The organism is Pseudomonas sp. SWI7 (assembly GCF_006351945.1).
Taxonomy (GTDB): domain Bacteria; phylum Pseudomonadota; class Gammaproteobacteria; order Pseudomonadales; family Pseudomonadaceae; genus Aquipseudomonas; species Aquipseudomonas fulva.
On the sequence record NZ_CP040930.1, the window covers coordinates 1,078,814 to 1,097,366 of the forward strand.

Consider the following 18,553-nt stretch of genomic DNA (forward strand, 5'->3'; position numbering starts at 1 on the left):
TCAAAGGTCCGGGTACAGACGGCCAGGGTTGAAAATGCGCTTGGGGTCCAGCTGGGCCTTGAGGCTACGGTGGTAGCGCATCAGCGGCTCCGACAACGGCGGATAGTGGGCCTGGCCTGGGGTAAGGCACAGCGCATGGCCGCGAGCCTGCTCGGCAATGCGGTGAATGACGTGGGCTGGGGCATCCGTGCGCAGCCAACGCTGAGCGCCTGCCCAGTCCAGCCATTGGCGCCCTGGCAGGTCCAGTTCTCCTGTCGCGAGAGGTACCGACACACGCCACAAAGGTTCGCTGCCCTGGGTGAAGAATGCCAGGCGCTGCTCACGCAGTTGCGTCCAGAACTCGCCGTCCACGCACTCGCCGCCAAGGCGCTGGCGGGCCGACGCTACCGAACCCTCGCCACCTTCCAGGCGCACGAACAGCGCTTGGCCATCGTGGCAGGCGCCGCTCAGCGGCAGCGGTTGCGCGCCCCAGCGCGTGAGCTCGGCCAAGGCCTGGCTGCGGTCCATTCCAAGGCGCAGGCTTACGCAGTGCCGCGGCACGGGCAGGACCTTGAGCGATACCTCGGTCAACACGCCCAGACAGCCGAAACTGCCTGCCAGCAACCGTGAAAGGTCATACCCGGCTACGTTTTTCATTACCTGGCCGCCAAAGCGCAGCAAGCTGCCCTGGCCCGTGATTACCTGTGTGCCCAGCACGAAGTCGCGCACTGATCCTGCCCAGGGCCGCCGGGGCCCGGACAAGCCAGCCGCCACCATGCCGCCCAAGGTGGCACCCGGGCCCAGGTGCGGTGGCTCGCACGGTAGCATTTGTCCGTTATCCTGCAGCGCGGCCTCTATGTCGCGCAAAGGCGTACCGGCGCGAGCCGTCAGCACCAGCTCCGTGGGGTCATAACTGACGATGCCGCGATGGCCGCGTGTATCAAGCACTTGTCCGTGGACGGCATGGCCGATCATCGCCTTGCTGCCGCTGCCCTGTATGCACAAGGGCGTACCTGCATCCAGCGCTTGGCGTACCTGGTCGAGCAGCGCCTGGCTTGCATCCTGGTCCGCGTCCATCAAAACCGCTCCAGGGCAGGGAAGGGCAACTGCCCATGGTGCACGTGCAACGCACCGAATTCGGCGCAACGGTGCAGCGTGGGAATGTTCTTGCCAGGGTTGAGCAAGCCCTGCGGGTCGAATGCAGCCTTGACCGCGTGAAACACGCGCAGCTCGTCATGAGTGAACTGGGCGCACATCTGGTTGATCTTCTCCCGGCCAACCCCATGCTCACCGGTGATGCTTCCCCCACGGCCACGCACAGTTCAAGGATTTTTCCACCCAGGGACTCGGCCCGCTCCAGTTCGCCAGGCCGGTTGGCGTCGAACAGGATCAGCGGGTGCATATTACCGTCACCCGCATGGAACACGTTGGCCACCCGCAGCCCATGTTCGCGCGCCATTTCACTGATCCGCACCAGCACGTAAGGCAATTCACGCCGCGGAATCGTACCGTCCATACAGTAATAGTCCGGGGACAGGCGGCCTACGGCAGGGAAGGCATTCTTGCGTCCCGCCCAGAACCGTGCACGCTGTGCCTCGTTACACGCCAGCCGCACCTCGCAGGCGCCGGCCTGGGTGAACAGCGCGGCAACCCGTTCGCAGTCTTCCTGCACATCGGCCTCGACGCCGTCGAGTTCACACAAGAGGATGGCGGCTGCCTCCACTGGATACCCGGCATGGATGAAGTCCTCGGCAGCGCGAATCGCCAGGTTATCCATCATTTCCAGGCCCCCGGGGATGATGCCGGCGGCAATGATGTGGGCGACGGACCGTGCGGCGTCCTCGACCCGGTCAAAGCTGGCCAGCAGGACCCGTGCCACGGGTGGCTTGGGCAGCAGCCGTACGGTCACCTCGGTGACGATCCCCAGCATGCCTTCGGAGCCTGTGAACAGTGCCAGCAGGTCGAACCCAGGGCTGTCGAGCGCATCGCTACCCAGGGTCAACCGTTCACCTGCCACGGTAAGCACTTCCAGTTTCAGGATGTTGTGAACGGTCAGACCATACTTCAGGCAATGCACGCCGCCTGCGTTTTCAGCCACATTGCCGCCGATGGTGCAGGCAATTTGCGATGAGGGATCGGGGGCGTAGTACAGACCGTAAGGGGCGGCGGCCTGGGAAATGGACAGGTTGCGAACGCCCGGCTGGACGCGGGCGAAGCGGCCCTGGGGGCTGACTTCAAGAATACGATTGAGCCGCGCCATGACCAGCAACACGCCTTTGGCCAAGGGCATGGCACCGCCAGACAGCCCGGTTCCGGCGCCGCGAGCCACGACAGGTACGGTGAGCCGGTGGCAGATCTGCAGCACAACCTGTACCTGGTCCACGCGCTCGGGTAACACCACCAGCAACGGGACCGTGCGGTACGCCGCCAGACCGTCGCACTCATACGGCTTGAGGTCCTCATCGCGGCATAGCAATTGAAGATCGGGCAGTGCATCGCGCAGGGACTGGATCAAAAGCGCGCGGTCAACCGTTGGCAGCGCTCCGTCGACGCGTTCGTCATACAACATCGCCATCTCACTTGGATGCTTTGTTTTTATGGGGTCATGACGAGTGTAGCCCCAGTTCGGGCCCAGGGCTTGCAGGGCGGGCTACGACCGGCGTTGGCCACTACGAAAGCCAACGCCGGCGGCAGTCATTGTTGGGCGACCAGAGGGTCGTCCTGGGAGAGAATGGCGCGAGCGAGTTCTTCATCGTTGACTTGCAGGCCGGGGTGGTCCTTGCGTGCTTGCTGCAAGGCAGCTTCCACGTAGGCACCACGAATGGCACCACCGCTGGCGACGAATGCAGACAGCTCGTCACGGGCAGGAATGATGCGCTTGTCATCCTTGAACGTTGAGTACAGCGAAGCCGAGACACCGGCCGAGGTGGCAATGTCGCGGCCGTCGACGCGGGCCATGGCAGCGCCGGCAGGCAATAGAAGCAGCAGTGCGGGTACGAGGGCAAGTTGGCGCATGTCGTGTTCTCCAATAGGTGAAGCCCAGGGGATTACCACTATTGGTGAGAGGCTACGCAGGTGGGTGGAGTTCCATCACCGAAGCGTTAGCCGATGGTCTGCTCATACGGGACAGGATGGGGCTGGTCAACCGGCCTGGCAACCATCGACGCCAGGCCCGGTTGACCGTACCGCCACCCGCGTGCTCTGCTCAGGGGCCCACCCTGACAGCCATCGAGGGCTGCACCATGTCTGAATACACGTTGCATTGCTTCGCCGAATCCGGGAATGCGTACAAGGCTGCGCTAATGCTCGAGCTGACCGGCCAGGACTGGCAGCCAGTGTTCGTGGATTTCTTCAACGGCCAGACCCGCGACCCGGTGTGGCGTGATGAGGTGAACGAGCAGGGTGAGGTGCCGGTGCTGATGCATGCGGGCACCTGCTTGACCCAGTCGGCGTTGATCCTCGAGTACTTGAGCGCACAGACAGGCCAGTTCGGCCCGGAGCATGAAGAAGATCGGCGTGAGATCTGGCGCTGGATGCTGTTCGACAACCACAAGTTCACCAGCTATTACGCGGCGCTGCGCTTTCTGTTGTGCCTGAAGAAGACGGGCGAAACCGAGGTGACGACGTTTCTGCGCGAGCGCGCCGCCGCAGCCTACCGCATCGTCGATGGGCACCTGGCCGGCACGCCATTCATGGTCGGCGCGCGGGCGACCATCGCCGACTTGTCGCTGGCCGGTTATGTGTTCATGCCCGAGGACACCGGTATGGACGTGCAGCAGTACACGCACATCGAAGCCTGGAAAGCCCGCCTGCAGGCGTTGCCAGGCTGGCAGCACCCCTACGATCTGATGCCCCGCGTCGCGCTCTGAACGGATGGCCGATTTCAGCCGTGGGCAGGTGGCTTGACCGCCGAGCTGCCGGCGTACTCGGGCTTGAGATGACCTTGATCGTCCAGCAGGTAAGCGTCCATGACCTCGCGGACTACCGGACCTGCGACCCGCCCACCGGCTTCGCCGTTTTCGATCATCACCGCCACGACCACGCTAGGGTGCTCGGCCGGAGCGAAACCGACGAACAAGGCGTTGTCACGGTGCCGTTCCAGGGTCTTGTTGCGGTTGTAGCGTTCCCCTTGCTTGATGGCCACGACCTGGGCTGTGCCGCTCTTGCCGGCAATGCGGTATTGCGCGCCGGCAGCGGCAGCACGCGCGATGCCGCGCGGGTCGTGCATGACCATTTGCATACCTTGGCTGACCTGGTCCCAGGCGCGTTTGTCGTGCAGGACGATATCGGGCATGGGGTTGGGGTCGACGGGCGCATCGCCACCGACGGTCATCGCCAGGTGCGGGCGGTGCCATACGCCCTTGCTGGCCAGCAGACTGGTGGCTTGGGCCAACTGCAACGGCGTGACCTGCATGTAGCCCTGGCCAATGCCCAGGATCAACGTTTCACCCGGGAACCAAGGCTGTCGGCGTGTCTCGCGCTTCCATTGGGCCGAAGGCATCAGCCCGGCTGCTTCTTCGAACATGTCCAGCGACACCTTCTGGCCGAGGCCGAACTCAGCCATGTAGTCGTGCAAGCGCTCGATACCCAGTTTGTGCGCCAGGTCGTAGAAGTAGGTGTCGTTGGAGCGCATGATCGCCGTGTACATGTCCACCCAGCCATCACCGCTACGGTTCCAGTTACGGTACTTGTGGTCGTAGTTGGGCAGCTCGTAGTAACCCGGGTCGAACACCCGGTTGCCCGGCGTGATCACGCCGCTGTCCAGCCCGGCAATGGCCACCTCGGGCTTGACCGTCGAACCTGGGGCATACAGCCCGCGCAGCACGCGGTTGAACAGGGGGCGGTCGATGGAGTCGCGCAGTTGGGCGTACTGCTTGAAACTGATGCCCTTGACGAACAGGTTGGGGTCAAAGCCCGGGTTACTGACCATCGCCAGCACATCGCCGTTGGCCGGGTCCAGCACCACCACCGAGCCACGGCGCTCGCCCAGGGCCTTTTCCGCCGCCAATTGCAGGTGGGCATCGAGGGTCAGCACGATATCCTGGCCTGGGGTAGGGGCCTTGTGATTGAGCACGCGCATCACCCGGCCCTGGGCATTGGTCTCGACTTCCTCATAGCCTACGTGGCCGTGCAACTGACTTTCATAGAAGCGTTCGATGCCCGTCTTGCCGATCGACTGAGTACCCCGGTACTCGGTGCTGTCCAGGGTCTTGGCTTCTTTTTCGTTGATGCGCCCTACGTATCCGACCGAATGGGCGAAGTGCTCGCCCAGCGGGTATTCGCGGATGAATTGCGGCTCGACTTCAAGGCCCGGCAACCGGAACTGGTTGACGGCAATCAAGGCAATCTGCTCTTCGTTCAAGCCCACCATCAAGGTGACCGGTTCGAAGGGTTTGCGCCCGCGTCGCAGATCCTTGTCGAACTGCTTGCGGTCCTCCTCATCCAGTCCCAGGACCTGGGTCAGGGTGTCGAGCACCTTGGCGCTGTCTCCGCCGGTCCGTTCACGGGTCATGGTCAGGTCGAAGCTGGGCTTGTTGTCGGCCAGCACGGTGCCATTGCGGTCGTAGATCAAGCCTCGCTCGGGTGCGATCGGCAGTACATGGACGCGATTGTTCTCCGAGACGGCGCTTTGCTGGTCATGCTGGATGACTTGCAGCACATATAACCGACCAATCAGGATGGCGACCAGGCTGAAGACCAGCGCAGCGCAGGCCAGTAGCCGGCGGTTGACCAGGTGCTTTTCCTTTTCATGGTCCTTGAGGGGGATCGGTTGGGGCATGGGCTCTGTCTGTAGAAGGCTGGGCGCGCAGGCGTGGGTCCTGCCTGGTGCCGGATGGGGCAGTGATGCTACGCAAGCTGCATGCCTGCCTCAAGGCGCGTAGCCGCATGGTGAGCAGACCCAGGCCCAGGCCGCCCGAGCCTGTGGGGCTCAGGCCTGCATGAAGATTTGTTCATCAGCCTTGCCGAGCACTGTCCCGCACCAGCAGGTTTGGCTTCAACGCGCTCTTTAGGCCCAGGCGGGTATACTCCGTGGCTTTTTTCATGACAGAAGGTGCTCATGCGTCAGGTCCTGCTCATCGTGGACGTCCAGTCCACATTCAGCCCGCCGGAATGGTTGATCGACGGGCTGCGACTGCTGTCGGCCAATATACCTACCATCGCCTCGGTCGAGTTGCACGATGAGCGGGTGACACCGTTCGAGCGGCAATTGGGCTGGCATCCGGCTGCCCAGGATGAAAGCCTGATCGAAGCCGATCAGGTGTTCATCAAGCATGGTTACGGGCCGGGTACCGAAATGATCGAGTACCTGCACGGTCTGGGGGTGCAGCGTGTGCTGGTGAGCGGTTTGCAGACCGACACCTGTGTGCTGGCAGCCGGTTTCGCACTGTTCGACGCCGGGTTGATGCCGACGCTGGTGACTGACATGACGGTCGGCTCCTCGCTGGATCGCTCGGCGAAGATGGGCATCGCCTTGTGGGCGCATCATTTCCGCCAGGTCACCACGTCCGCCGAGGTGTTGGCTGAGTTGGCCCAGCCGGGCAATCCTTGAGGGACTGGCCCGGCTGGGTGCTACTGTCTCAGGCAACGTCAACCAGCACGATTTCGCTGTCTTCCAGGGCTGTGACCTGCAGCAGCGTTTCTTCGGCGATGGCCACGCCGTCTCGGGCATTGGCTTTCAGCCCATTGACCTCGATGCGGCCCTTGGCCGGGACCAGGTAGCCGCGACGCTTGGGGTCGAACCGGTATTCGGCGGTTTCTCCGGCGCGCAGCGTTGCGGCGACCAGGCGGGCATCGGTACGAATCGGCAGGCTGCCTTCATCGCCATCCCTGCCACTGGCCAGGGTCACGAAGCCTTCGCCGCGTTCACCCTTGGGGAACGGGCGTGTACCCCAGGACGGTGCTTCACCACTGCGCTCGGGCACGATCCAGATCTGGAAAATGCGCGCGTCGCTGTCCTCTTGGTTGTACTCGCTGTGCGCGATGCCCGTGCCGGCGCTCATCACCTGCACGTCGCCGGCCTCGGTTCGGCCCTTGTTGCCCAGGTTGTCTTCATGGGTGATGGCTCCTTCGCGGACGTAGGTGATGATTTCCATATCCCGGTGAGGGTGGGGCGGGAAGCCGCTGCCAGCGGCGATGATGTCGTCGTTCCAGACGCGCAGGTTGCCCCAATGCATGCGTGCTGGGTCGTAGTACTCGGCGAATGAGAAGTGGTGGTGCGCATCGAGCCAGCCGTGGTTGGCGGCGCCGAGGGTGTTGAATGGTCGTAGTTGAAGCATGATCGGACTCCTTCAAGGGGTGGAATGGGACCATCATGCGCTAATGAAATATCTAAAATAAGCGTAAATATCGGCTTTTTTTAATCGAATAAATAGATATCTTTTTTGAGGTAACCCTCTATATTGCCGTTGCCGTTGCCGTTGCCGTTGCCGTTGCCGTTGCCGTTGCCGTTGCCGTTGCCGTTGCCGTTGCCGTTGCCGTTGCCGTTGCCGTTGCCGTTGCTTTGGCTTTTGCTTCTAAGCGCGCGGTAGCCCAGGCAACACAGATCGCGACTTCAGGAGGCCGAGCGCAGGGCTTGCGGAGGGAGGTGACGGGCATGGATGCCCGTCAAGCGCTGGGCCCCAGGATGGGGCCTGCAGCGCGGTCCTCCCGGGAGCAAGCCCGGAGCGAGGGAACCCCGGAGCGTAGCGTAGGGGCCGGATGATAGGAGCAGGCGGTTTTTGCTTACTTTTTGACAAGACAAAAAGTAAGCCGCCGTAAGGGCGGAAGGGTGACTGTGCGCCACCCGCGCCAATGAATACCAACTCGATATATGTGCCAACGGTTTGAAGTTTGATTGGGTTGGTGTGGGTATTGAAAGAGAGCATAGTCCATTTGCGATGGCGACGCTTAATCACCTTTTCGCCCTTACGGCGAGTTACTTTTTGTCAAACGCCACAAAAAGTAACCAAAAAAGGCTGCGCTCCGTTCATACGGCCCCTACGCTGCGCTTCGGGGTTCCCTCACTCCGGTCTTGCTCCCGGGAGGACCGCGCTGTAGGCCCCATCCTGGGGCCCAGCGCTTGACAGGCATCCATGCCTGTCACCTCCCTCCGCAAGACCTGCGTTCGGCCTTCTGAAGTCGCGAAGATCAAGATCAAGATCAAGATCAAGATCAAGATCAAGATCAAGATCAACTGCAACAGCAATAACAGCAATAACAGCAATAACAGCAATAACAGCAATAACAGCAATAATCTTAACTACGATATTGGAATTAAAAGTTTCAAACTTGACTTGATTGAATGGCTTGAGCCTCGCATATGGCTCAACGATACACTCTTTCCCCTGCGGAAGCGGCCTTGAAGGGCGCCGAACCGAGCGCGATGGGCCGCTAACCCAGCGTACGTCACCCTCGGTCAAGACCGCGCAAGCCTACTCCCCCTTGCCCCAGCCGTGACCCCCGATGTTTTCCCACGCATTCGCTGGCGCTTTTGCGCCATTGCGGCGAACATTGCCGGCTGATTTTGCTGCCAACGGAGTGACTGTGGCCAACGAGCAACCCAAGGCCCTCGCCGAACTGACCCCACCCACACGGCTACCCTGGCTTAAACGGCTCATCGCCCAGTGCCTTGGGCGTGGCCTGACCCGCATTCAGGCGCAACACCCTCATTCCTGGTGGCTGGGCCATGCCGATGGCCAGCACCAGGGCCGTGACGAAGGCCAGCGCGCAGGGTACGAACGTGGCCATGCGCAAGGGTACGAGGCAGGCCAGCAAGTGCTGGTCATCCGTGACCATCGCCCCGACACCCCGGCCGTGCCCGGCCAGGACGATCACCTGTTCGAGGATTGGCGACTGGCCTTGACCGCCGACCTGAAGAAACGCTTCAAGGCCGACGTCGCCCAGCGCCTGCCCAGCCACGCGCAACCCAGCGCCGCGCAATGGAAACTGATCTTCAGCGACACACCCTCCACCTGCGTGGTGGCCGGGGCAGGGGCGGGCAAATCCACCTCCCTGGTGCTGCGAATCTTGCTGCTGCGTCACTACCTGGGCTACGAACTCGACGCGATGACGGTCGTCACCTTCACCCGCGAGTCGCGCAAGGACTTCATCAAGCGCTTGGTGCAGGTGTTCGCGCTGTGGGATGTTCACCTGCAACCGGCACAGGCGCGCGAACTGGTCCGCACCTTCCACTCCCGCATCCTGCCCCTGGTGCGCAGCCTGCCTGGGTTCGAGCACGTGCGTGCGTTCGAGGCCCTGGGCAACGAGATGCCCGCCGGGCGCGAGGCCGAGGCCGATAGCAACCCGTTCGACCTGCGCCTGAACGATGCCCAGCGCCAACAGCTCAATCATTGCTACAGCACCCTGCTGGCGGACAGCCCGCGCTTTGCCGAGCTGATTGGCCACTTGCGCAACGAAGCCTTGCAACTCAAGCCAGTGGATCCGGATAACCCCGAGGTGCAGAAACGCGCCCAGGTGACGCAGCTGGCTGCGCAACGCGACGAAGAGCTGTGCGATGTGATCGAGGACCTGTGGTTCGCAGCAGGCGCTTGGCCGATCCAGGGCATTGAGCCGACGCGCGACACCGTGGAGATCCGTGGATGCCGTTTTCATGTACACGGCCGGTTGGGTGCCACAGGGCCCTTGGTGGTATTGGGCTTCGACCCCTCCGAGAGTGCCCAGTACCAACGACCCGGCGCCAAGCTGGCCGTACGCGGGGAGTGGGCAGTCAAACGAACCCTGGTGCAGGCATTCTGCGACCAGCCGTTGATCTGGCTGGACAACTACGCCATGGCCCGGCGCCTGGCCGCTTCGCTGGCGGGCGACGCCGTGACGGGGCCGGGGTTTGAATACAAGGTCAAGGGCGAGCTGTCCGCCGCGCCGCTGCTCGACGCATTCGTCAGTGCCGCGGGCTTTATCGAAAACCTCGGGCTCGAAGTGAACACGGCGATTGCCGACATGCGCTTCGTGCCAGGCGACAGCGACGCGCTGTTCTTCGAAGCGTTAGCCCTTTACTGGAAGGCGTTCGAAGCGCATCTGCTTGATCAGGTCCCTCCGGTCATGAGCTACAATCGCATGTTCGCGCTGTTCGGGGAAAACAACCCGGAAAACCTGCAGCTGTTGCCCGACCCGCTGCTACGGCCGCTGGCGCATCTGATGATCGATGAATTCCAGGACGTCTCGCCGCAAATCGTCAGCTGGCTGCGGGCTTCCCTGCGCGAAATCCGCAGGCGCGGGCCCGGGATGAATGTCGGCCGCCATGCTCAGCACTCGTCCCTGTTGTGCGTGGGCGATGACTGGCAGTCGATCTATGGCTGGCGAGGCAGCTCGCCCAAGTACTTCACCGAATTCACCAAGGCGTTTCCGACGCCCGCCAGCACTCGAGTGATGATGGTGGAAAACTATCGCTGCCAGCAGCAGGTCATCGATGCCGCTGAGCACCTGGTCAAGGGCACACCCACCATCGCCGGCAAGAAGGCCCGAGCCGCTGGCCCTGCCGCTGAACTTGCCGGTTCACCGGTCAAGGTCTTCGAGCGTGACGAGGCCGCCCTGGGCCAGACCCTCATCGAGCATTACCAGCGCGGCGAGTCGGTGCTGATGCTCTACCGCAAGGGCAATGACCGGGCAGCGATGAGCGAACACCTGGAACCTGTGCTTCAGGCCGAGGCAGCAGTGCCCGCCGAGCAGCGGCGTCTTCGCCAACTCACCTACCACAGCGCCAAGGGCTTGCAGGCCGATGCGGTGTTCATGCTGGGCGACTGCCAGTACCTGACCAGCTCGCCCTACAAGAACCAGGTGTACCGCCAGGCGGGCCTGGGCAAGGCGGGCGACCCGCAGCCGTTCGACACCGCCCAGAAAGAGGAGGTGCAGCGCTTGGCCTATGTGGCCGTGACCCGAGCAGTTCAGCATTGCTACTGGCACGTGGAACCGGCCAATGGCGACGCCGCCGTGGCCGCTCGCGCTTCCAGCCGCGTCGATGGCCGCCAGGACTGTTTCGAAGACTGCCGGGGTCGGTGACGGTTAAGTCACCGTCGGTAAGGGGCCAGTGGTGGCCACTGGCTTGCGCCAAGGTGACCTGTCGGCGCCATGCGCGCTCCGGCGCAAGGGTTGCCGCAGACGACAGGCGTCGTGGAATGCGGTGGCGTGTTCGGTCTGGTGTACGTGCATCAGGCTGCCGATCAGGAAGCATACCCATGCGATCAACCACCACACCCAAGGATCACCCGCTGGACATCAATGGCATCGAAGTGGCGGTGCGCTGCTGGGGCCCGGAGGATGGCATTCCCGTACTGGCCTTGCATGGCTGGTTGGACAACGCCGCCTCGTTCGAGCGCCTGGCACCCCTGCTCGATGGCTGTTTCGTGGTAGCCCCCGACCTGGTCGGCCACGGACGTTCCGACCATCGTCGTCATGACAGCGGCTACTACTTGTGGGAGCACGCCGAGGACATGCTGTCGGTCACCGAAAGCCTTGGCATGCGGCAATTCCATGTGCTGGCGCACGGCATGGGCACCGGTGTGGCTTCGCTGCTGGCCGCCATGACCAGCGGGATCGCGAGCATGACCTTCCTCGACGGTATGGGAGCACCATTCACCGTAGCCGAGCATGACCGCGTGCAGCACCTGGCACGGGCCTATCGCCTCAAGCGCATGGTCCAGCGTACGCAGATGCAGGGCTTCAACGAGCGGGACGTGCAACGCTTCGACGATCTGGACAGCGCGCTGGCGCAGCGCCGCGAACGGCTCGACACCGACCTGTCCCAAGAAGCGGCAAGGTTACTAGCGCTGCGCGACTTGCTCCAGCTCAACGACGGTTATTGCTGGCGACACGACCCGCGGTTGGTGCTCCCAGAGCCCATGCCGCTCACCGAGCCTGAAGCTTGCGCGCTGCTCAGCCAGATTCGCTGCCCGCTGTACCTGATGTTCGGCCGGCAGGGCGCTTTCACTGGCGAGGCTTTCGACCGCCGTGAAGCGGCATTGCCGCCCCAGGCGAAAGTGTCCTGGCACCCAGGCGGCCACCATTTCCACCTCGATGCGCCGGACCGTGCCTTGGTTGATCAACTGCTACGTATCCTCGCGCGCCATGAAGGCGCCGTGTTGCAGCGGCTGGTCAACGAGTAGCGCCCAGGTAAGGTTGCGCCATTCGTTCAGACACACTGGCTTTAGTCAAAGTAGCCTCGCAGGCTGAAGCTGTACCCCGTGTCCGCGGTGGTGTTCGCCACACGCCCGCTACGCTTGCTCAGGACGAACTCGAAGGTGGGCTCGTACAGCCCATCGCGCACGCACGCACCGGCCAGGACTTCGACCTCATACCAACCGTTGTCCAGTTCGATCACCGGGCGGCCGGGCTCACGGTAGCGCGCCATCAAGTCGCCCAGTGTCTTGGGGGTGAAGTACTGGAGGATGCGCCAGGTGTACAGCATCACAGCGCCATGCTCGACGTTCAGCGAATAACCACCGCGCTGGTGCTTGAGCCGGCTGCCCGGCTCGCGCAATTTGGGCATTTGCCCATCGAGCGTGAACACCACGTGATAGGGGAGGTTGTCGACGCCGGCCACAGGCAGCACCACGCCGTCGCGCACGGCCATGTCGCCGCTGTCATGATGGGTGAATTCGTGGGCCAGGTCGTCAGGCAGGCCATGCTCCTGCTTGAAGCGCTCAAGCAGTTGAATGTCACCTAGCAGAAAGTAGTCGACCAGGTCGTTGAGCACTTCGTCGAACTCATGACGCATCGCATGTCCTTGGGCAACGATCGGTAGGGCCGCGCCAGTTGAACTGGCGCAGGCGGTTTGCAAGGGGCGGTCAGTGTAACTGGGTAATCTGGATGAGGTTGCCGCAGGTGTCGTCGAAGATTGCAGTCAAGACGTTATCGACCTCGGCGGGAGCCTGGTGGAACTTGACACCGGCAGCGGATAGCCGGGCATATTCGCCTTGAATGTCACGCACCGCGAAGATCGCGGTGGGGGTACCGTCTTCCTTGAGCGCAGCCTTGTACGCTTTCGCCGCGGGATGCACCTCTGGCTCCAGTTGCAATTGCACGCCGTTGGGGTCGTTGGGCGAGGTCAGGGTCAGCCAGCGGTGCTGGCCCATGGCGAGGTCTTGTTTGGGTTCGAAGCCCAATACGTAATGATAGAAGGCAAGCGCTTTGGCCTGGTCGTCGACAAGAATACGGGTGAGCATGATCTTCATGGGCGCACACCTATGCCGGGGTCGTTAAGTACCAGTAAAGACGGCCCATGGCGTTTGGCAATCCAGCCCAGCATCAAATCGCTATTTTGTTCATGCCATCGGCGTATCCGGGCCGCAAGCTGGCGACTGGCCAATGCAGCACAAGCGTTCAGCCTTCGCAGGTGTGCGCAGCGGCTTGCAGGTCAGCGGCGAATACCTCGGTGACCTTCGTCCGATAGGCTTCAAAGGCTGCGATGGCGCCGGCGATCACGCCAGCTTCCTGTTGTTTGTCGAGTTCAAGGCCGTCGATTGCGCTCACGAACGCCTTCCAATGCAGCGCCCGTCCTTGCGGGTGCGCTGCCAGGTGCCGCGCACCCAGGCCCTCGTCCAGGCCAAGGCGCTGGGTGTGCTTGAACAAGAAAGCGGCGCCCAGGTTCGATCCTTCGCTGCAATACAGCCAGCCCAGTGCATGGGCCGGGTCTACCTTCACGCTCGTCGGCAAGGCAGGTGGCAGTTGTCCCACGTCGCGAATGTCCTGCTCGACCGCTGCAAACCGCGACAGCGACGAGAGGCCCGGCAGCCACGTATTGAGGTGGGGGTCTTCGTAAAGTCCCAAGAGGCTGCCGTGAAAATGATGCTGTACCAGCAGGAAGCGCGCATAGCGCGCCCTGTCCTGAAAAGGGTGGGCGGCCATGACCAACTGATCGACACCGTCATGTTCGCGGTGGGTGGCCGCTTTGAGGCGTTTGCAACGGCTCGTCTCCAGGGGTGGCACGGGTACTGCGATCATTCGGTGAGTCCGTCGCGGGCAGAAAGGCCTCCATGATGCGTGGCGGTGAGCATCGCAGCAAGCGTCAGGCACGGTTATCATGGTCGCCGTATCGTTCAGACCCAAAGGAAAAGCCGGTCATGCCTTCGCTTCAGTTCCGTACGCCGTCCCTGGAGGACGCCAGCCGCTGCCACGCCATCGAGATCGGTGCTTACGAGGGAGACGAAGCGGCCACGCTGGAAAAGATCCAGACGCGCATCAGTCAGTATCCACAAGGTTTTCTAGTGCTTGAAAGCGACGGGGCCATCGTGGGCTTCATCAACAGTGGTTGCGCCCATCAGGTCGTGATGTCGGACGAAGCGTTCAAGGAGCTGGTCGGGCATGACCCCGATGCCCCCAACGTGGTGATCATGTCGGTGGTGGTCGACCCGGCTTACCAGGGCCAAGGTCATGCAAAGCGGTTGATGGAAGCGTTCATTCTGCGGATGAAAGCCTGCGCGAAGCAGACCATCCACTTGATGTGCAAGGAACAGCACGTGCCACTGTACCGCAAGCTGGGCTACAAGTACGTCCAGCCGTCACCTTCCGACCACGGCGGCATGGCGTGGCACGAGATGGTGATGGTGCTGTAAGCCTGTTGCCGTGCGGTGCCTACAGGGTGAGCTTGCCGTCAGACGGGGGCTGGCTTGCCGGCGATGGGCTGCTATGCAGCCCCGCAGGCACTTGGCAGCCAGCACCTTAAGGCACCGCCTTTATCAGCCCGCGACCAACTGATAGGCCAGGCGGTTGTGGCGCTCGAGTACCCGTGGCAGGTCGACAGTCACCAACTGACCTTCCCTGACCACCACCTTGCCGTTGATGACGCTGGTATGCACCTGGGTCGGGGTGCAGAACACCAGCGCTGCAAGCGGGTCATGATGGCCGCCGGCGTAGGCTACATGGCCCAGGTCGAAGGCGACGAAATCGGCGACCATGCCCGGTGCCAATGCGCCGATGTCATCGCGGTTGAGCACCTTGGCACCGCCCAAGGTAGCGAGTTCCAGTGCTTCACGGGCCGTCATCGCGTCCGGGCCAAACCCTACGCGTTGCAGCAGCAGGGCCTGGCGAACCTCGCCGATCATGCTGGCACCGTCGTTGGACGCCGATCCGTCCACCCCGAGCCCGACCGGAACGCCATGATCGCGCATGGCGCGTACCGGAGCGATACCGGAAGCCAGACGCATGTTCGAGCATGGGCAATGGGCGACCCCGGTACCGGTGCGGGCGAACAGTTCGATGCCATGCTGGTCCAGTTGCACGCAGTGAGCGTGCCACACGTCGGGCCCGACCCACCCCAGGTCCTCGGCGTACTCGGCAGGGGTCATGCCGAATTTTTCCTGGCTGTAGGCAATGTCATTGACGTTTTCGGCCAGGTGCGTGTGCAGCGATACACCATGTTGGCGAGCCAGAACAGCCGCTTCGCGCATCAGGTCGCGGCTGACCGAGAAGGGCGAGCAGGGCGCGACCACGATCCGGCGCATCGAGCCATGGCTGGCATCGTGGTAGTCCTCGATCAGGCGCTGGGACTCCTTGAGGATATCCGCTTCCTTTTCCACCACCGAGTCCGGCGGCAGCCCGCCCTGGCTCTGACCCACGCTCATGCTGCCGCGAGCAGCATGAAAACGCATGCCAATTTCGGCAGCCGCATGGATGCTGTCGTCGAGCTTGCATCCGTTGGGGTAGATGTACAGGTGATCGCTCGAGGTGGTGCAACCGGAAAGGATCAGCTCAGCCATGGCCGTCTGGGTCGAGACTGAAATCATCTCGGGCGTGAGCCGTGCCCAGATCGGGTACAGCTGGGCGAGCCAGTTGAACAGTTCGCCGTCCTGGGCGGCTGGCACTACCCGGGTCAGGCTCTGGTACATGTGGTGGTGCGTGTTGACCAGCCCAGGGATGACCACCTTGCCGGACATGTCCAGCACCTCGTCCGCCTGCTGGGGAAGGGTTTCGCTGGGGCCAACCTGCTTGATCAGGTTGTCTTCGATGTACAGCCCACCGCCGCGGATTTCGCGACGCTCGCCATCCATGGTGACGAGCAGTTGGGCATTTTTGATCAGTAGCGTTCTTGAAGTGCGTGCAGGTGACATGGTTGATGCCTGTTGCAATACGCGCCGGCGATGGCCAGCGTCGTAGGCGACGCGGCTATGTAATCAGGAAACGGGGAAGTTGTATACATTGAGATGATTGGTGAATTTGCGTCATCCCATATGTGAAAATCGGCCAAAAATAAGACCTGCGCGATCGAATAGACTGGCGGCCAACGTCTTGAGAGTTTTTCCATGCCTGCCGCATCTTCCACCGCTTCACCCGTCGACGAAGCTCCACGGGCAGCCATCAGTATTGCCATCCTTGCGTTTTCCGCTTTCCTGATCGTCACCACCGAGTTTCTCATTGTGGGCCTGTTGCCTGCCCTGAGTCGCGACCTGGGGGTGTCCATCTCCATGGCGGGACAACTGGTAACGCTGTTCGCCTTCACGGTCATGTTGGCAGGGCCGTTCCTCACGGCCATGCTGGCGCACCTGGACCGTAAACGGCTGTTCATCACCATCCTGCTGGTCTTTGCCGCGGCCAATGCCCTGGCGGCCGTGGCCGACAATTTCTGGGTACTGGCCGTTGCACGTGTCATACCGGCATTGGCATTACCGGTGTTCTGGGGGACCGCCAGCGAGACAGCAGGACACCTCGCGGGGCCCGAGCATGCAGGGCGCGCGGTGTCGAAGGTTTACCTCGGCATCTCTGCCGCCATGCTGTTGGGCATCCCGCTGGGCACGTTGGCCGCTGACGCGTTGGGCTGGCGTGGCGCGTTCTGGGCGCTGGCGGTGCTTTCGCTGGTGATGGCCGTGGCGATGAGCGTCTGGATGCCCCACGTGGCCCGTACCGCCAAGGTGGATTTTGCCCGCCAGGCGCGGATCTTCACCGAACGCTTCTTCGTGGCGAACGTGCTGCTGTCGATTCTGGTGTTCACCGCGATGTTCACCGGCTACACCTACTTGGCCGACCTGCTCGAGCGTGTGGCGGGTGTGGCCCCGGCTCACACCGGTTGGTGGCTGATGGGCTTCGGTGCCGTTGGCCTGCTGGGTAACTGGATCGGGGGGCGTGCCGTCGACCACTCCGTTCTCAAGGCTACCGCGGGCTTTCTGGTGCTGCTGGCGATCGGCATGGCCGCGCTGGTGCCCTTGGCCCATGCAGGCCTGGTTTTCTGCCTGGCGCTGGCCTTGTGGGGTGTCGCCAACACGGCGCTCTACCCGGTTTGCCAGGTGCGCGTCATGGCGTCGGTGAGCCACGCCAAGGCACTGGCTGGTACTGCCAACGTGTCGGCTGCCAACGCCGGCATCGGCCTGGGTGCGGTGCTCGGTGGCATGACCATCGACGGTCTGGGGATTGCCTACCTCGGTTATGTGGCCGCCGCAGTCGCGGTGCTGGCGCTGCTGGCAGTGCCCGTGGTAGCCAGGCTGGCACCTCAGACGGGTTCGGCGGCACGCGTGCCGTGAGGCGCGAGCCTGGGCAACAGGTAATCGAGCAAGGCACGCACCTTGGGTAGGTGCTCGCGACGCTTGAGCCAGACCAGGTTCATCGGCAGGCCATCGGTCGCCAGCTCCGGCAGCACCTCGATCATCCGTCCTTGATCGAGGTGCTGCTGGGTCAACCAGGTGGGTAGCTGCCCTATACCGTGGCCGGCCAGCACCGCCGCGACCTCGCCTTCGCCATCACCTACGGCGATGCGCGGCTGTACCGTGCGACGCTCCATCTCGCCAGGCTGGCGCCCTTTGAAGAACCACGGGCTGACCAAGCCGTCGGTGTGCCCATAGCCCACGCAGTGGTGGTGCTCCAGGTCCTCCTCGCTTTGCGGCGTACCGTAGGTGTCGAGGTAGTCGGGGGCTGCACAGAACATCAGGCGCTGGGCGCCAAAGTACTGATGGCCCAGGGCGGCGGGCCATGTATCGGGGCCGCCGATGCGTACCACGATGTCGATGCCTTCCTGCACCGGATCGACGAAACGGTCGGAAAACGATACGTGCGGCTGTAGCAGCGGATGCTGCCGGGTGAACGCTAGGATCAGCGGCAGCACGTGCAGGCGACCGTAGGAGGCGGGCAGGTCAATGCGTACCCGTCCGTGAGGTTCATTACCCGTCGTGGCGAGGGTGTGTTCGACTTCTTCCAGATCGGCCAGCACCGACGTGCAGGTGCGGTAGAAAACCACGCCGGCCTCGCTCAGCGACAACCGGCGTGTGGTGCGCTCGAACAGGCGAACGCCCATGCGCGCCTCAAGGCGCGCAATACTTTTGCTGACCGCCGAGCTGGTAAGGCTCAGTCGCCCGGCCGCTGCCGTGAAGCTGCCAAGGTCGGCGACCGCGACGAAGACGTCGATCCCTTTGAGTCGTTCTGAGGAGTGCATGGCCGGCCTTTACATGGGTTCGTGGTGCAGACCCCGGCAGCATAAGGGATCCTGAGATGGCGTTTCAGGGTTAAAGCATCGGGCAGGGCTGGATAGCGCGTTGCCAACGGAACACCAGCCCATCTTGCACACTCATAGGCTTTGCGCCAGCGCCTTGGGTAGATCATGCTGTACCCACCGGGCCCCGACGCACCAAAGGACTGCCCCCATGTTCCCTCTTGCCTG

The 18,553-nt window shown here is 62.8% G+C and carries 16 protein-coding genes and 1 pseudogene; 6 read left to right on the forward strand and 11 right to left on the reverse strand.

The features are described 5' to 3' along the window. The 3 genes and pseudogenes from glcE to FH041_RS04895 form a co-directional block, all read right to left on the reverse strand. A complete protein-coding gene (glcE, locus tag FH041_RS04885; RefSeq protein WP_104926297.1) occupies positions 1-1,056 on the reverse strand; it encodes a glycolate oxidase subunit GlcE in 1,056 nt (351 codons plus the stop codon). Beyond that, a pseudogene (gene glcD / locus FH041_RS04890) lies at positions 1,056-2,554 on the reverse strand (glycolate oxidase subunit GlcD). The gene glcE and the pseudogene glcD overlap by 1 nt, the downstream one beginning before the upstream one ends. 119 nt (positions 2,555-2,673) lie before the next feature. Then, positions 2,674-2,994 carry a DUF2388 domain-containing protein gene (locus FH041_RS04895; protein WP_027915726.1) on the reverse strand — a complete coding sequence of 107 codons (321 nt, stop codon included), beginning with the start codon at positions 2,992-2,994 and terminating at the stop codon, positions 2,674-2,676. Positions 2,995-3,221: 227 nt separating this feature from the next. Between FH041_RS04895 and FH041_RS04900 the strand changes: the two genes are divergently transcribed. After that, on the forward strand, positions 3,222-3,848 hold the full coding sequence (locus FH041_RS04900; RefSeq protein WP_104926716.1) for a glutathione S-transferase family protein: 627 nt from the start codon (positions 3,222-3,224) through the stop codon (positions 3,846-3,848). Positions 3,849-3,862: 14 nt separating this feature from the next. Here FH041_RS04900 and mrdA read toward each other — a convergent pair whose 3' ends face one another. Continuing rightward, positions 3,863-5,758: a penicillin-binding protein 2 gene (mrdA, locus tag FH041_RS04905; protein ID WP_104926296.1), complete on the reverse strand. Its 1,896-nt coding sequence runs from the start codon at positions 5,756-5,758 to the stop codon at positions 3,863-3,865. A gap of 279 nt (positions 5,759-6,037) precedes the next feature. On the opposite strand from mrdA, the gene FH041_RS04910 reads away from it, so the two are divergent. Further along, positions 6,038-6,529: a cysteine hydrolase family protein gene (locus FH041_RS04910; RefSeq protein WP_059183940.1), complete on the forward strand. Its 492-nt coding sequence runs from the start codon at positions 6,038-6,040 to the stop codon at positions 6,527-6,529. Positions 6,530-6,557: 28 nt separating this feature from the next. Here the strand turns inward: FH041_RS04910 and FH041_RS04915 are convergent, their stop codons facing one another. Together FH041_RS04915 and FH041_RS22850 are read right to left on the reverse strand one after the other, a co-directional pair. After that, positions 6,558-7,256 (reverse strand): pirin family protein, encoded by a 699-nt coding sequence (locus tag FH041_RS04915; RefSeq protein WP_027915730.1) that lies wholly within the window; start codon positions 7,254-7,256, stop codon positions 6,558-6,560. A 723-nt stretch (positions 7,257-7,979) separates the two neighbouring features. After that, positions 7,980-8,378, reverse strand: a complete 399-nt coding sequence (locus FH041_RS22850) for a hypothetical protein (RefSeq protein ID WP_177438143.1) — start codon at positions 8,376-8,378, stop codon at positions 7,980-7,982. Positions 8,379-8,421: 43 nt separating this feature from the next. Here FH041_RS22850 and FH041_RS04930 point away from each other — a divergent pair, with 43 nt between their 5' ends. Then, a complete protein-coding gene (locus FH041_RS04930; RefSeq protein WP_140174224.1) occupies positions 8,422-10,974 on the forward strand; it encodes a UvrD-helicase domain-containing protein in 2,553 nt (850 codons plus the stop codon). A gap of 176 nt (positions 10,975-11,150) precedes the next feature. Next, positions 11,151-12,077 carry an alpha/beta fold hydrolase gene (locus FH041_RS04935; RefSeq protein ID WP_027914793.1) on the forward strand — a complete coding sequence of 309 codons (927 nt, stop codon included), beginning with the start codon at positions 11,151-11,153 and terminating at the stop codon, positions 12,075-12,077. A gap of 41 nt (positions 12,078-12,118) precedes the next feature. On the opposite strand, the gene FH041_RS04940 is transcribed toward FH041_RS04935, so the two are convergent. The 3 genes from FH041_RS04940 to FH041_RS04950 form a co-directional block, all read right to left on the reverse strand. Beyond that, complete coding sequence (locus FH041_RS04940) at positions 12,119-12,688, reverse strand: hypothetical protein (protein ID WP_027914794.1); 570 nt, start codon at positions 12,686-12,688, stop codon at positions 12,119-12,121. 70 nt (positions 12,689-12,758) lie between these two features. Continuing rightward, complete coding sequence (locus tag FH041_RS04945; protein WP_027914795.1) at positions 12,759-13,145, reverse strand: VOC family protein; 387 nt, start codon at positions 13,143-13,145, stop codon at positions 12,759-12,761. A 148-nt stretch (positions 13,146-13,293) separates the two neighbouring features. Continuing rightward, positions 13,294-13,914, reverse strand: coding sequence for a biliverdin-producing heme oxygenase (locus FH041_RS04950; RefSeq protein ID WP_028686392.1), 621 nt, complete (start codon positions 13,912-13,914; stop codon positions 13,294-13,296). A gap of 119 nt (positions 13,915-14,033) precedes the next feature. On the opposite strand from FH041_RS04950, the gene FH041_RS04955 reads away from it, so the two are divergent. Further along, positions 14,034-14,525, forward strand: a complete 492-nt coding sequence (locus FH041_RS04955) for a GNAT family N-acetyltransferase (RefSeq protein WP_049695852.1) — start codon at positions 14,034-14,036, stop codon at positions 14,523-14,525. A 123-nt stretch (positions 14,526-14,648) separates the two neighbouring features. Here the strand turns inward: FH041_RS04955 and FH041_RS04960 are convergent, their stop codons facing one another. Next, positions 14,649-16,019 (reverse strand): 8-oxoguanine deaminase, encoded by a 1,371-nt coding sequence (locus FH041_RS04960; RefSeq protein ID WP_140174225.1) that lies wholly within the window; start codon positions 16,017-16,019, stop codon positions 14,649-14,651. Positions 16,020-16,211: 192 nt separating this feature from the next. Between FH041_RS04960 and FH041_RS04965 the strand changes: the two genes are divergently transcribed. Then, positions 16,212-17,423, forward strand: coding sequence for an MFS transporter (locus FH041_RS04965; RefSeq protein WP_059183944.1), 1,212 nt, complete (start codon positions 16,212-16,214; stop codon positions 17,421-17,423). On the opposite strand, the gene FH041_RS04970 is transcribed toward FH041_RS04965, so the two are convergent. Continuing rightward, the gene (locus FH041_RS04970) at positions 17,393-18,328 is read right to left on the reverse strand and encodes a LysR family transcriptional regulator (RefSeq protein ID WP_027914800.1); all 936 of its coding nucleotides are present in this window, start codon (positions 18,326-18,328) and stop codon (positions 17,393-17,395) included. The two genes, FH041_RS04965 and FH041_RS04970, sit on opposite strands and share 31 nt — an antisense overlap. Positions 18,329-18,553: the final 225 nt, after the last annotated feature.

What these genes read in the sequence shown, in the direction of transcription:
- FH041_RS04965 (WP_059183944.1), top strand. Translation starts at nt 16,212, where the DNA reads ATGCCTGCCGCATCTTCCACCGCTTCACCCGTCGACGAAGCTCCACGG.
- FH041_RS04930 (WP_140174224.1), top strand. Translation starts at nt 8,422, where the DNA reads ATGTTTTCCCACGCATTCGCTGGCGCTTTTGCGCCATTGCGGCGAACA.
- FH041_RS04945 (WP_027914795.1), bottom strand. Translation starts at nt 13,145, where the DNA reads ATGAAGATCATGCTCACCCGTATTCTTGTCGACGACCAGGCCAAAGCG.
- FH041_RS04910 (WP_059183940.1), top strand. Translation starts at nt 6,038, where the DNA reads ATGCGTCAGGTCCTGCTCATCGTGGACGTCCAGTCCACATTCAGCCCG.
- FH041_RS04955 (WP_049695852.1), top strand. Translation starts at nt 14,034, where the DNA reads ATGCCTTCGCTTCAGTTCCGTACGCCGTCCCTGGAGGACGCCAGCCGC.
- mrdA (WP_104926296.1), bottom strand. Translation starts at nt 5,758, where the DNA reads ATGCCCCAACCGATCCCCCTCAAGGACCATGAAAAGGAAAAGCACCTG.
- FH041_RS04970 (WP_027914800.1), bottom strand. Translation starts at nt 18,328, where the DNA reads ATGCACTCCTCAGAACGACTCAAAGGGATCGACGTCTTCGTCGCGGTC.
- FH041_RS04940 (WP_027914794.1), bottom strand. Translation starts at nt 12,688, where the DNA reads ATGCGTCATGAGTTCGACGAAGTGCTCAACGACCTGGTCGACTACTTT.
- FH041_RS04915 (WP_027915730.1), bottom strand. Translation starts at nt 7,256, where the DNA reads ATGCTTCAACTACGACCATTCAACACCCTCGGCGCCGCCAACCACGGC.
- FH041_RS04900 (WP_104926716.1), top strand. Translation starts at nt 3,222, where the DNA reads ATGTCTGAATACACGTTGCATTGCTTCGCCGAATCCGGGAATGCGTAC.
- FH041_RS04960 (WP_140174225.1), bottom strand. Translation starts at nt 16,019, where the DNA reads ATGTCACCTGCACGCACTTCAAGAACGCTACTGATCAAAAATGCCCAA.
- FH041_RS04895 (WP_027915726.1), bottom strand. Translation starts at nt 2,994, where the DNA reads ATGCGCCAACTTGCCCTCGTACCCGCACTGCTGCTTCTATTGCCTGCC.
- glcE (WP_104926297.1), bottom strand. Translation starts at nt 1,056, where the DNA reads ATGGACGCGGACCAGGATGCAAGCCAGGCGCTGCTCGACCAGGTACGC.
- FH041_RS04935 (WP_027914793.1), top strand. Translation starts at nt 11,151, where the DNA reads ATGCGATCAACCACCACACCCAAGGATCACCCGCTGGACATCAATGGC.
- FH041_RS04950 (WP_028686392.1), bottom strand. Translation starts at nt 13,914, where the DNA reads ATGATCGCAGTACCCGTGCCACCCCTGGAGACGAGCCGTTGCAAACGC.